This window comes from Nitratireductor sp. B36 (assembly GCF_020833685.1).
In the GTDB taxonomy this organism is placed as follows: domain Bacteria; phylum Pseudomonadota; class Alphaproteobacteria; order Rhizobiales; family Rhizobiaceae; genus Nitratireductor.
Genome location: NZ_JACKZY010000001.1, coordinates 336382 through 349275, shown reverse-complemented (window position 1 = coordinate 349275; position 12894 = coordinate 336382). Strand labels below are relative to the sequence as shown.

The following is a 12894-nucleotide window of genomic DNA, read 5'->3' as shown; positions in this document are numbered from 1 at the left end:
CTAATGCCTATTGCAAAAAGAGAACAAAAAGGGTACAGATGGCTATCGCGGATTTGGCGGAACCGCCTCCATTGACCTCGAAGGGGTGTTGTATCATGGCTCAGAATTCATTGCGGCTTGTAGAGGATAATTCGGTGGACAAAACCAAGGCTCTGGATGCGGCGCTATCGCAGATCGAACGTGCCTTCGGCAAGGGATCGATCATGCGGCTCGGCGCCAATGATCAGGTGGTCGAGATCGAGACCATCTCCACCGGGTCGCTGGGCCTCGATATTGCACTGGGCGTCGGCGGACTGCCACGTGGCCGCATTATCGAGATTTACGGTCCGGAAAGCTCCGGTAAGACGACGCTGGCGCTCCATACGGTCGCTGAAGCGCAGAAGAAGGGCGGCATTTGCGGCTTCATCGATGCCGAGCATGCGCTTGATCCCGTCTATGCCCGCAAGCTGGGTGTGGATCTGGAAAACCTTCTGATCTCGCAGCCCGACACGGGAGAGCAGGCGCTCGAGATCTGCGACACACTCGTGCGTTCCGGAGCGCTGGATGTGATTGTCGTGGACTCGGTTGCGGCCTTGACGCCGCGCGCCGAAATCGAAGGTGAAATGGGTGATTCCCTGCCGGGCATGCAGGCCCGACTCATGAGCCAGGCGCTGCGCAAGCTCACGGCCTCCATCTCCCGGTCGAAGACCATGGTGATCTTCATCAACCAGATCCGCATGAAGATCGGTGTCATGTTCGGTTCGCCGGAGACGACCACGGGCGGCAATGCGCTAAAATTCTATTCTTCGGTGCGTCTCGACATTCGCCGTATCGGTTCGGTCAAGGATCGTGATGAGACGGTGGGCAATCAGACCCGTATCAAGGTCGTGAAGAACAAGATGGCCCCGCCCTTCAAGCAGGTCGAGTTCGACATCATGTATGGTGAAGGTGTATCCAAGACCGGCGAGTTGATCGATCTCGGCGTGAAGGCTGGCATTGTCGAGAAGTCAGGCGCCTGGTTCTCCTACAATTCGCAGCGTCTGGGGCAGGGGCGTGAGAACGCCAAGCAGTTCCTGCGTGACAATCCAGAGGCGGCGCAGGAGATCGAATTGGCTCTGCGGCAGAATGCAGGCCTGATTGCCGAGAAGTTCCTTGATGATACCGGACCAGGCGACCAGGACGGCGGCGACGCCGAGGAGTAGCTCTGCATTCTCGCTGGCCCTGACAATCTGCAGGGCCGGCGTGCTTTAATCCGATGAAGTCAGGACACCGCCACCTGTTGGCGGTGTTTTTTTGTCGGCCTCGGTTGCTTGCGTGATTGCGTCCTGACGGGATTTCTGGACAGGCTTGAGCGCTGACGTTAAAAGGCGGGCTTCTGTTCCCCGCTTGTCTGGGCGGGCTTCTCGCAAAGGCTGAATCATGAGTGGCGTCAACGACATCCGGTCGACCTTTCTCGACTATTTCAAGAAGAACGGACACGAGATCGTGGCTTCTGGCCCGCTTGTGCCCCGCAACGACCCGACCCTGATGTTCACCAATGCGGGCATGGTGCCGTTCAAGAACGTGTTTACCGGCCTGGAGACGCGCCCCTATGACCGTGCGGTCACCGCGCAGAAATGCGTGCGCGCCGGGGGCAAGCACAACGATCTGGACAATGTCGGCTATACAGCCCGCCATCACACCTTCTTCGAGATGATGGGCAATTTCTCCTTCGGCGATTACTTCAAGGACCGCGCCATCGAGCTTGCGTGGAACCTTGTGACGAAGGAGTTCGGCCTCGATCCCAATCGGCTTCTGGTCACGGTCTACCACACGGACGACGAGGCGGCCGGCTTCTGGAAGAAGATCGCCGGTCTGCCCGACGACCGTATTATCCGCATCGCAACGAGCGACAATTTCTGGGCCATGGGAGATACCGGCCCGTGCGGCCCGTGCTCGGAAATCTTCTACGATCACGGCGACCACATTCCCGGTGGCCCGCCCGGAAGCCCGGATGAGGACGGCGACCGCTTCATCGAGATCTGGAACCTCGTCTTCATGCAGTTCGAGCAGGTGACGCCGGACGAGCGGGTAGACCTGCCTCGGCCCTCCATCGACACGGGCATGGGGCTCGAACGCGTGGCGGCTGTCCTGCAGGGCGTGCATGACAATTACGACATCGATCTTTTCCGCGCGCTCATCCACGCGTCCGAGGAGGCGACCGGCGTGCGTGCCGAGGGCGCGCAGCATGCAAGCCACAAGGTCATTGCCGATCACCTGCGCGCGTCCAGCTTTCTGATTGCCGATGGCGTTCTGCCCTCCAATGAGGGGCGCGGCTATGTGCTGCGCCGCATCATGCGGCGTGCCATGCGCCACGCCCAGCTTCTCGGGTCGAAGGACCCGCTGATGTGGCGCCTCGTGCCGGCGCTGGTGCGCGAGATGGGTCGGGCCTATCCGGAACTGGTGCGCGGTGAGGCGCTCATCACCGAGACGCTGAAGCTCGAGGAAACCCGTTTCCGCAAGACGCTGGCGCGCGGCCTGACGCTGCTGTCCGACGCAACCAGCGAGATGGGCGAGGGCGACCTGCTCGACGGCGAAACCGCCTTCAAGCTTTACGACACCTACGGCTTCCCGCTCGATCTGACACAGGATGCGCTGCGCCAGCGCGGCATCCATGTGGATCTCGGCGGCTTCAATGACGCGATGGAACGGCAGAAGGCCGAGGCCCGCGCAAACTGGGCCGGTTCCGGCGAAGCGGCCACCGAGGCCGTCTGGTTCGCCGTCAAGGACAAGACCGGCGGCAGCGATTTTCTGGGCTATGAGACTGAGGAAGCCGAAGGCGTTGTTTCCGCGCTGGTGCGCGATGGCGCGATGGTCGATCACGCGGCAGAAGGCGACGAGGTGGCCATCGTAACCAACCAGACCCCGTTCTACGGCGAATCCGGCGGTCAGGTGGGCGATACCGGTTTGATTTCGGGCGAAGGCTTTTCCGTTGCCATCGCCGACACCCAGAAAAAGGGTGATGGGCTTCTGGTTCATTTCGGCCGTGTCGAGAGCGGCAGGGTCAGGACCGGTGATGTGGTCGCGCTGAAGGTGGATCATGGGCGTCGCACGCGCATTCGTGCCAATCACTCTGCCACGCACCTTCTCCATGAGGCGCTGCGCGAGGTGCTTGGCACCCATGTGGCGCAGAAGGGGTCGCTCGTGGCGCCCGAGCGCCTGCGCTTCGACTTTTCGCATCCGAAACCCATTTCGGACGAGGAACTGGCCCGCATCGAGGACATTGCCAATTCCATCGTTCTGCAGAACGCACCGGTCGAGACCCATCTCATGGCAGTCGACGATGCTATTGAGGCGGGGGCCATGGCCCTGTTTGGTGAAAAATACGGAGACGAGGTGCGCGTTGTCTCCATGGGCACCGCGCGCGAAGGCGATAAGGCCGGCAAGACCTACTCGCTGGAGCTTTGCGGCGGCACGCATGTGAAGGCGACCGGCGATATCGGCTTGATCCGCATCGTCTCTGAAAGCGCCGTTGCCTCGGGTGTGCGCCGCATCGAGGCGCTGACTGCCGATGCGGCTCGCCACTATCTCGGCCATCAGGAGCAGCAGTTGAAGCTCGCTGCAGGCGCATTGAAGGTCGCTCCCGCCGATGTCACCGCACGCTTGGAGACTATCCTTGAAGAGCGCCGCAGGCTGGAGCGCGAGCTTTCCGAAGCCAAGCGCAAGCTGGCTCTTGGCGGCGGCGGTGCCGGGGGAGCGGATGGCGGTCGGGAAACCGTCGCCGGTGTCGGCTTCATGGGCCGGGTGGTCGAGGGCATTTCGCCAAAAGATTTGAAGCCGCTGGCCGATGATGGCAAAGCCTCGCTCGGCTCTGGCGTCACCGTGTTCGTGGGAACTTCGGAAGAGGGCAAGGCGAGCGTCGTGGTCGGCGTAACCAAGGATCTGACTGAGCGCTTCAGCGCGGTCGATCTCGTCCGTGTTGCCTCCGCTGCCATCGGCGGCAAAGGCGGCGGTGGGCGGCCGGACATGGCGCAGGCCGGCGGACCCGATGGCTCGAAGGCTGCCGACGCCATCGCCGCCGTGAAGGCTGCCATGGAAGGCTGAGTGCTACCGCCGGCCAGTTGCCATCGCCGGACCGATCACTTCGATATGGTTGGTCCAAAGATAGCCCGAAAAGTTCGGTGGGATCAGCTCAAGCTGATCAAGAGTATCGATCCCGGTTGAACCGGGATCATCAAAGCTTGCCGGACCGAGCAGAATAATACTGCTGCCGGCTTCGTGCATGCGGGCCTGAAACCGGTTTGGCCAGCCCCACAGCCACGGGGCGAAATTGGCGGGTACCGGAACCAGTGTGTCGCGGCACTCTGCCGGTACGTAGCCACTCCAGCCAAGCACAGCGTAAAAGCCAAGGCATTTCAGGGCGCTCTTTTTACCATAGCCTTGAAGACCGGAAATACGCCGCTTGGCTTCCTCTACAGGCTCGTCACCGCCATAGACGGCCATGATCCGGTCCCGCCAGCGCGGGTTGGCGTCAAGCATCTCGGCAATCTGTCGGCCCTCATTTTCGTCGCGGCTTTTGAAATTGACCAGAAAACGTCCTTCCGGAAAATGGTCCATAACCTCTTCAAGCGAGGGCATCATGCCCACGCCCTTTCCGCGCAGGGGAAAGGTCTTGCCATTATCGGCTGTATAGCCAAAGCCGACATCGAGTGTTTTCAGCGTCGCCATGTCATGCTTGCGCGTCACGCCGCTGCCATCGGTGCGGCAATCAAGCGTCCAGTCATGCATGACGGCAAATTTGCCATCGGTGGTCGGGTGAATGTCGAGCTCGACCACATCCGCACCCGCGGCAAAAGCCGCTTCCATGGAGGGCAGCGTGTTCTCGATGAACTCGTGTTCTGGTGGGAAGATGCGTTCGGCCGTGCAGGTTTCGCTGGTCAACCCCGTGCGATCGAAGGTCTGATGCACCCCGCGATGGGCAATCAGTGAGAGGCGTGGCGTGTCCGGGGCATCGGCAAGCCACGAAGCATTCCAGAGGTATAGGCCGGCGAGAGCCACCAGAGGGAGGATTATCCGCTTGCGCATCGCAGGTTCCGGAAGAGCCACACTGAATCAGGTTGGTCCTTCATGGACGGCGATTGCGGGCAGAAAAAAGGCCGCGGATTGCTCCGCGGCCCTGATTGCTCGCTGTAAAGCCGGGCTCAGCCCATGGCCTTCTGCAGGTTCTCGTCGATCTTGTCCAAAAAGCCGGTGGTGGAGAGCCAGGGCTGATCGGGGCCGATGAGCAGGGCCAGATCCTTGGTCATGTGACCGGATTCCACCGTATCGATGCAGACCTTTTCCAGCGTCTGGGCAAAGTTTGCCAATTCCTTGTTGTCGTCCAGCTTGGCGCGGTGGGCAAGGCCACGCGTCCACGCGAAGATGGAGGCGATGGAGTTGGTCGAGGTTTCCTCGCCCTTCTGGTGCTGGCGGTAGTGGCGCGTCACCGTGCCGTGCGCGGCTTCGGCTTCCACCGTCTTGCCGTCCGGCGTCATCAGCACCGAGGTCATCAGGCCGAGCGAGCCAAAACCCTGTGCCACCGTGTCGGACTGCACGTCGCCATCATAGTTCTTACAGGCCCATACATAGCCACCCGACCATTTGAGCGCCGAGGCGACCATGTCGTCGATGAGGCGGTGCTCATAGGTGATCTTGGCTTCCTTGAACTTGTCCTCGAATTCGGTCTCGTAGATCTCCTGGAAGATGTCCTTGAAGCGCCCGTCATAGGCCTTCATGATCGTGTTCTTGGTGGAGAGGTAGCACGGCACCTTGCGCATCAGCGCGTAGTTCATGGATGCGCGGGCGAAGTCGCGGATGGAATCGTCAAGATTGTACATGGCCATGGCCACGCCGGAGGAGGGGGCGTCGAACACCTCGTGCTCGATGGTCTGGCCATCCTCGCCAACGAACTTGATCGTCAGCTTGCCCTTGCCGGGGAACTTGAAATCGGTGGCGCGGTACTGGTCGCCAAAGGCGTGACGGCCAACGATGATCGGCTGCGTCCAACCGGGAACCAGCCGCGGAACGTTCTTCATGATGATCGGCTCGCGGAAGATCACACCGCCCAGAATGTTGCGGATCGTGCCATTGGGCGAACGATACATGCGCTTCAGGCCGAATTCCTCGACGCGCGCCTCATCCGGCGTGATGGTGGCGCATTTGACACCTACGCCGTATTTCTTGATGGCTTCGGCAGCGTCCACGGTGATCTGGTCGTCGGTCTCGTCACGGGCCTCGATGCCGAGATCGTAATATTTCAGATCAATGTCGAGATAGGGATGGATCAGCTTTTCCTTGATGAACTGCCAGATGATCCGCGTCATCTCATCGCCGTCGAGCTCGACGACCGGATTGTCCACCTTGATCTTACCCATGAAAAAGCTCCGCAATTGTGGTAAAAAACGACGCGGCAAAGAGGGGCCGCGCAAAGGTCGGCTGCCCTATAGCATCCCTTGCAGAAAGCGCAAAGCGGGGAGCTGTGATTTGCCGGTCCGGCCCTGTGAGGAAAGGTCAGACTTTGGTCCCAGAGGCGGTATCTGCGGATGAAATTGCGTCGGTTCTGGTGCAGATTTAATCAGAACCACCTGTTTGGCCTCTTGATTGGCCCGCTGTTTGGCCTCTTGATTGGCCCGCTGTTTGGCTCGTTGTTTGGATTGTGTTGTGAGACCGGTCACCGACGCCACGCCCCTGATTGCTGCCAACGCGGTGGCTTTCGACACCGAGACCACCGGTCTTGATGTGAAGGAAGCACGTATCCTGCAGCTTGGCGGTATGGCGCTGGTGGACGGAGCGCTGCAGCCGGGCGATGTTTTCGAGACACTGGTCGACCCAGGTATTCCCATCCCGCCACGTTCCACCGCCATTCACGGCATTACCGGACAGATGCTGCGCACGGCGCCCGGCTTTGCTGAGGCTTGGCCGCGCTTTGAGGCATATTGCGGCGGCCGTCTCCTGGTCGGTTACGCACTGGGTTTCGATCTGGCCGTTCTCGAGCGTGAAGCGCACAGGGCCGGACTGCTTTGGCAGGCTCCGAGAACGCTCTGCGTGCGCATGCTTGCCGGTCTTGTCAATTCACACCTGCCCGATGCCTCCCTGGAGGCAATCGCGGCCTGGTTGGAGGTGGATACGTCCGGGCGCCACCGGGCAACCGCAGATGCGCGCATTGCGGGAGAAATCTTCATCGCGCTGGCACCGCATCTGGCAGAACGCGGCATCCGCACGGTCGCCGAGGCCGAGCGCGCCTCAAGCCTGCGCTCTCAAGCCCTGCGTCAGCAGGCGGAAGCCGGGTGGAGCGAACCCTTTCTGCGCCGAAGCGGCGCCGCCCGCCATGCGCTTGAAGCCATCGATCCATATGCTTTCCGCCATCGTGTGCGGGAAGCCGCAACGCCCGAGCCGGTCGTGGTGCGTGACGACATTGTGGTGTTGGACGCCGCACGCCTCATGGCAGAGCGCCGCATCAGTTCGCTTCTCCTTGCAGCGGATGGCGAAGCGGGCAGCCCTGTCTCCGCCTATTCCATTGTTACCGAGCGGGATATCCTGCGGTCCATCGCTGCCAGAGGCAGTGATACACTGGCCGAACCCGTGTCGGTCATTGCGTCAAAGCCGGTGATCGCGGTGGCGGCCGATGCATTCTTCTACCAGGCGCTAGGCCTCATGAGCCGAAAGAGAATTCGGCATCTGGCGGTCTCGGATGACGGCGGAAACCTGGCTGGCGTGCTCTCGTCCCGTGATTTTCTCAAATTCCGGGCAGGAGCCGCTGTCGACCTCCAGGCGCGGATCGAAAATGCGCGAACGCCCGCCGATCTCGCTGGCGCATGGTCGCGCGTCGCGGTCATAGCGTCAGCGCTTCTCGACGAGGAGACCGACACGCGCATTATCGCTGAAATCATTTCCGGAATTCTGTGTTCCATCACCGCGAGCGCCTGCCGTATGGCGTTGTGTGAAATGGAAGCCGAGGGGCAGGGCGCGCCGCCGGTGCCGTTCGCCGTGATGGTTTTGGGATCGGGCGGGCGCGGCGAAAGTCTCCTGGCCGCAGACCAGGACAATGCCATCATCTTCTCGACGGGTGCACCCGACGGTCCCGAAGACAGCTGGTTTGCGGTTTTCGCAGAAAGGTTCACCGACCATCTCCACACGGCAGCAATTCCCCTTTGCAAGGGTGGTGTGATGGCGCGCAATCCCCCCTGGCGCGGATCAGCGGAAACCTGGCGCCAACGTGTCGACGGCTGGGTGTCAAAGGCGCGGCCGCAGGATCTCCTCAATGTCGATATTTTCTACGATCTTCGGGCGGTTTACGGCGAAGAAGGGCTGGTGACCGAGCTTGCAGCCCATGCATGGAAGAAGGGGGCGGAACGCGTTGAATTCGCCAAGCTCCTGGGTGAAAGCGTTCGCAATATCGCCAATCCCTTCACGATTTTTGGCGGGTTTCGGCTGGACAATGGGCGCTTGGATCTGAAACTCCATGGCCTGTTTCCGATCTCGGCACTCGCCCGCGCGCTCGCAATTCGTCATCATCTGCCGCATGCCTCCACGCGCGCCCGTCTGGAAGCTCTCGCGGATCTGCCCGCAATGCCCCGCAGCGATCTTCTCGCGCTGCGCGATGCCCACCGCTTCCTCCTCGCGCGCGTGCTGGAGCAGCAGGTGGAGGATATCGCTGCCGGCATACCGCTCTCCAACCGAATCGCTGTCGACCGGCTCACAGCGTCTCGGCAGAAGACATTGAAGGACGCCCTCAAGGCGGTCGCTATCATTCCCGAACTTGTCCGCAGCGCCATGTTCGCAAACTGATCATTGTATGCTTTACCGCGGCGCATGAAGCGGGTAACAGCAGCCCATCATGGCAGGAACAGACAAACAGCAAGACATGCTCGCTGAAGGCCCCGCAATCATTCTGGTGGAGCCGCAGCTGGGTGAGAACATCGGCATGGTCGCGCGCGCCATGGCCAATTTCGGTCTGGCGGAGCTTCGGCTCGTCAGCCCGCGCGATGGTTGGCCGAACGAGAAGGCTCGTGCGGCGGCAAGTCGCGCCGACCATGTGATCGACGCGGCCACGGTCTTTGCAACCCCGGCGGAAGCGGTGGCGGATCTCAACTTCGTCCTGGCAACCACCGCGCGCCCACGCGACAATTTCAAGCCCGTGCGCGGTCCGGTCGAAGCCGCCGCAGATCTGCGAAACCGCTTTGCCGGTGGCCAGAAGACCGGCATCCTTTTCGGGCGGGAGCGCTGGGGGCTTACCAATGAGGAAGTGGCGCTGGCCGATGAGATCGTCACCTTTCCGGTCAATCCGGCGTTTGCCTCGCTCAACATCGCGCAGGCGGTGCTGCTCATGTCCTATGAGTGGATCAAGACGGGCAATCAGGCCGTCCGGCCACCCGACATTGCGCTCGCTCCCGCCGAGAAACTGCATATTGAAAGCCTCATGCACTATCTCGACAAGGTGCTGGATGAGCGTGGCTACTTCAGAACCGAGGACAAGAAGCCGAAGATGATGGACAATTTGCGGGCATTGTTCACACGTCCTGGCTTCACGGTGGAAGAGCTGGCGGTGTTGCGCGGTGTGTTGCGTTCGCTGGAGAAATTTTCGCCGAAAAACCCGCGCGGCGCAGGCGCGCCTGACGAAGGGTGACCATGGAGACCCGGCCGATCCTTTTCTTCGATTCCGGCATTGGCGGCCTTTCGGTGGTCAAGGAAGCGCGCATTCTTCTGCCGGGCCGGCCCTATGTCTATGTGGCCGATGATGCAGCCTTTCCCTACGGCGCATGGGAGGAGGGCGCGCTCCTCGAGCGTATGGTCACGCTTTTTGAGGAACTCCTGGAGACGTATCGGCCAGCCATGTCGGTGATCGCCTGCAACACCGCTTCGACGCTTGCCATTCACCGATTGCGCGAGGTGTTTCCTGGTGAAACCTTTGTGGGCACGGTTCCCGCGATCAAACCGGCCGCCGAGCGCACGAGATCAGGGCTGGTGTCCGTTCTGGCCACGCCCGGCACCGTGAAACGGCAATACACGCGCGATCTGATCCGCGACTATGCGGCCAAGTGCCATGTCCGCCTGGTTGGCAGCGAAAACCTGGCAGCTCTTGCCGAGCAGTATATGCGCGAAGGCTATGTGGATGAGGCGGCCGTGGCGCAGGAAATCGCCCCCTGTTTTGTCGAGCAGGAGGGAAAGCGCACCGACATCGTGGTGCTGGCCTGCACGCATTATCCGTTTCTGGTGAACCGCATGCGCAAGACCGCGCCTTGGCCCGTGGACTGGATCGATACATCCGAAGCGATTGCAAGGCGTGCCCTCACGCTGGCAGCGGATCTGCCTCTTGCCTCTGCAGGTGCGCCTGGACAGGACATTGCCCATTTCACCTCCGGCGCGCCGGTCGAGGGCTATCGCCGGTTGGTCTCGGGTTTCGGTTTCAGATTAGACTGAACCTCCTGAGCAGTCGTCGCGTTTCGGTTGACATTTGCTCCGGTCTTCAATAATCACCCGCACAAGCGCGATGGCTTTCCGGCTGCCGCGCTTTTTAACGTGTCCCGTGGACAAGCCGCATCAGCGTGCGTGGCATGTCCTGTCAGGTTTCGAAAACGGAAGCCAGAGGAGGGCGCGTTTCCTTCGTCCGGAGTTCTTTGCTCCGGGATTTTTGATGTGAAAGGGAATGCGATGAGCAAGCGCCATTCAGCAAAATACAAACTCGATCGCCGTCTTGGCGAGAATATCTGGGGCCGTCCGAAGTCTCCGGTCAACCGTCGTGAATTTGGCCCCGGCCAGCACGGTCAGCGCCGCAAGGGCAAGCTTTCGGACTTCGGTCTGCAGCTGCGCGCCAAGCAGAAGCTGAAAGGTCACTACGGCGACATTTCGGAAAAGCAGTTCCGCAAGACCTATGACGAGGCCAACCGCCGCAAGGGCGACACCAACGAGAACCTGATCGGTCTCCTGGAGTCCCGCCTCGACGCCATCGTCTACCGCGCCAAATTCGTTCCCACGATCTTTGCTGCGCGCCAGTTCGTGAACCACGGCCACATTCTGGTCAATGGTCGCCGCGTCAACATCCCGTCCTACCGCTGCAAGGCGGGTGACGTGATCGAGGTCAAGGAAAAGTCCAAGCAGCTCGCCATCGTTCTGGAAGCCACGCAGCTCGCCGAGCGCGATGTTCCGGATTATGTCGAGGTCGACCACAACAAGATGGTCGCCACCTACCTGCGCATGCCTTCGATCTCCGATGTGCCCTACGCCGTGCATATGGAGCCGAACCTGGTTGTCGAGTACTACTCGCGCTGATACGTTTCGGCAGGTAATTCGGAAGGGGGCGTCCTGCCATTGGCCGGGCGCCTTCTTTTTTGTCTTCAGAGATTTATCGGGGTAATGCGATGAAAGGACTGGCCGCTGCGTCCGGCGTGCGAATGGGCTTGTTGCTGGCCTTTTTCGTTGCGTTGTGGACGGTTTATGCCAGCCTGACCCAGCTCAATCTCGATGGCTTTGGCGACATGCTGGAAAACTACTCCTGGGGCATTGCCTGGGAGCAGGGATACTACAAGCACCCGCCGCTGTTTGCCTGGATCACGGCGGCATGGTTTGCAGTGTTTCCCAATGTCGACTGGGCCTATTATCTCCTGTCGGCGGTCAATGGCGCAGCGCTCATGTTTGCGAGCTGGCGGATCGCCGTCAGGTTCCTCGATCCATGGCGCGCGTTTCTGGCAACGGCGCTTTTCTTCTTTCTGCCGCCGGTCACATTTCTCGCGATCAAATACAATGCAAATTCGGCCATGCTTCCTTTCTGGGCCGCGACGGTATGGTTCTATCTGCGCTTTCTGGAAAGAGAACGCTTTATCGATGCGGTAATCCTGGGTGCGCTGGCGGCTGCGTCCGTGCTGATCAAGTATTTTTCGGCTGCACTTCTGGGTGCGATCTGTCTTCATGTTCTGTTTGATCGCGAGGCGCGTACGCTGCTTTTGAAGCCTGGCGTCTGGGTCGCAGGCCTTGTGTTTCTGGCTCTGATGATTCCGCATCTGCTCTGGCTGTTTGCGAACGATTTTCTGCCGTTGACCTATGTCTCCGAACAGGGAGACGGCTCCCCTTGGATCGGGCTTACCTCCGCCCCGCGGTTCCTCGCGGCCCTTTTGGCCTATCTGCTTCCAGCCGTTCTTGTCTTGTTGGTCGCCATCCGTCGCAACGGGCGCGGCCCATGGTTTGACGCAGGACCTTTTCTTGGTCTGCGCAGCACTCTGACTGGGCGCGCGCTCTTGTGGACCGGCTTCGGGTCCCTAGCGCTGACGCTTCTGCTTGGTATCGCGTTCACCGTGCAGTTCAGTTCGGTGTGGGCGCTGCCACTCTATTTCTCGGCGCCGGCCATTCTTATGCTGTTCGTCAAGGCTGGACGTCTGGAGGTGCAGAAGCCTGCCATTCCTGCGATCGTTGTCCTTTACGGCGCCTGCCTTCTCGCTCTGACACCAATCATCTATGCCGAGGAAGCGAAAAACACCTCGCACTACAACAACGTGCCCGTTCGGACACTCGCGGTTCAGATTGAGAGCGCGTGGTATGCGCGGTATGACACGCCACTCACCTATGTGGCCGGTGACAAGATTTTGGCCAGCGGAATGACGTTCTACACGGCTTCTCGCCCCTATTCCATGCAGGCGAACTCCTATGCGCTAACGCCCTGGATCAGTCCCGAGGATGTCGCTCAGAAAGGGATGCTGATTGCCTGCTTCGAAGGCCAGAAAGGCTGTTTGAACAAGGCGATAGAGTTATCGAGCGGCGGGCGCGATACGCAGGACCTGACGGTTCCCGGCTTTGGCGGAGACAGAAACTGGACGGTGCGGATTTTCTTTGTTCCACCCGCCGGCAGCGGGCTTTGAAGCATTTTTCCGAAAATGGCTCGGTTTGCCGGAATTCGAGCTAAAACCG

General features: G+C 60.6%; 9 protein-coding genes. 7 read left to right on the top strand and 2 right to left on the bottom strand.

Annotated features, from left to right (window positions below; translation table 11 throughout):
- Positions 1-95 precede the first annotated feature (95 nt).
- A complete protein-coding gene (gene recA / locus H7H48_RS01705) occupies positions 96-1181 on the top strand; it encodes a recombinase RecA (RefSeq protein ID WP_229447096.1) in 1086 nt (361 codons plus the stop codon).
- A gap of 217 nt (positions 1182-1398) precedes the next feature.
- Positions 1399-4062, top strand: coding sequence for an alanine--tRNA ligase (gene alaS / locus H7H48_RS01700; protein ID WP_229447095.1), 2664 nt, complete (start codon positions 1399-1401; stop codon positions 4060-4062).
- 3 nt (positions 4063-4065) lie between these two features.
- Here alaS and H7H48_RS01695 read toward each other — a convergent pair whose 3' ends face one another.
- Together H7H48_RS01695 and H7H48_RS01690 are read right to left on the bottom strand one after the other, a co-directional pair.
- Entirely contained in the window at positions 4066-5043 is a 978-nt protein-coding gene (locus H7H48_RS01695) for a glycerophosphodiester phosphodiesterase family protein (RefSeq protein ID WP_229447094.1), read from the bottom strand.
- Between the two features lie 116 nt (positions 5044-5159).
- Positions 5160-6371 (bottom strand): NADP-dependent isocitrate dehydrogenase, encoded by a 1212-nt coding sequence (locus H7H48_RS01690; RefSeq protein ID WP_229447093.1) that lies wholly within the window; start codon positions 6369-6371, stop codon positions 5160-5162.
- A 286-nt stretch (positions 6372-6657) separates the two neighbouring features.
- On the opposite strand from H7H48_RS01690, the gene H7H48_RS01685 reads away from it, so the two are divergent.
- The 5 genes from H7H48_RS01685 to H7H48_RS01665 all read left to right on the top strand — a co-directional run bounded on the left by H7H48_RS01685 (position 6658) and on the right by H7H48_RS01665 (position 12845).
- Positions 6658-8784, top strand: a complete 2127-nt coding sequence (locus tag H7H48_RS01685; protein WP_229447092.1) for a DUF294 nucleotidyltransferase-like domain-containing protein — start codon at positions 6658-6660, stop codon at positions 8782-8784.
- Positions 8785-8833: 49 nt separating this feature from the next.
- Positions 8834-9622, top strand: a complete 789-nt coding sequence (locus H7H48_RS01680) for an RNA methyltransferase (RefSeq protein WP_229447091.1) — start codon at positions 8834-8836, stop codon at positions 9620-9622.
- Positions 9623-9624: 2 nt separating this feature from the next.
- Positions 9625-10416, top strand: coding sequence for a glutamate racemase (gene murI / locus H7H48_RS01675; RefSeq protein ID WP_229447090.1), 792 nt, complete (start codon positions 9625-9627; stop codon positions 10414-10416).
- Positions 10417-10647: 231 nt separating this feature from the next.
- Positions 10648-11265 carry a 30S ribosomal protein S4 gene (rpsD, locus tag H7H48_RS01670; protein ID WP_229447089.1) on the top strand — a complete coding sequence of 206 codons (618 nt, stop codon included), beginning with the start codon at positions 10648-10650 and terminating at the stop codon, positions 11263-11265.
- A gap of 89 nt (positions 11266-11354) precedes the next feature.
- Complete coding sequence (locus H7H48_RS01665) at positions 11355-12845, top strand: glycosyltransferase family 39 protein (protein WP_229447088.1); 1491 nt, start codon at positions 11355-11357, stop codon at positions 12843-12845.
- The last annotated feature ends 49 nt before the right edge of the window (positions 12846-12894 follow it).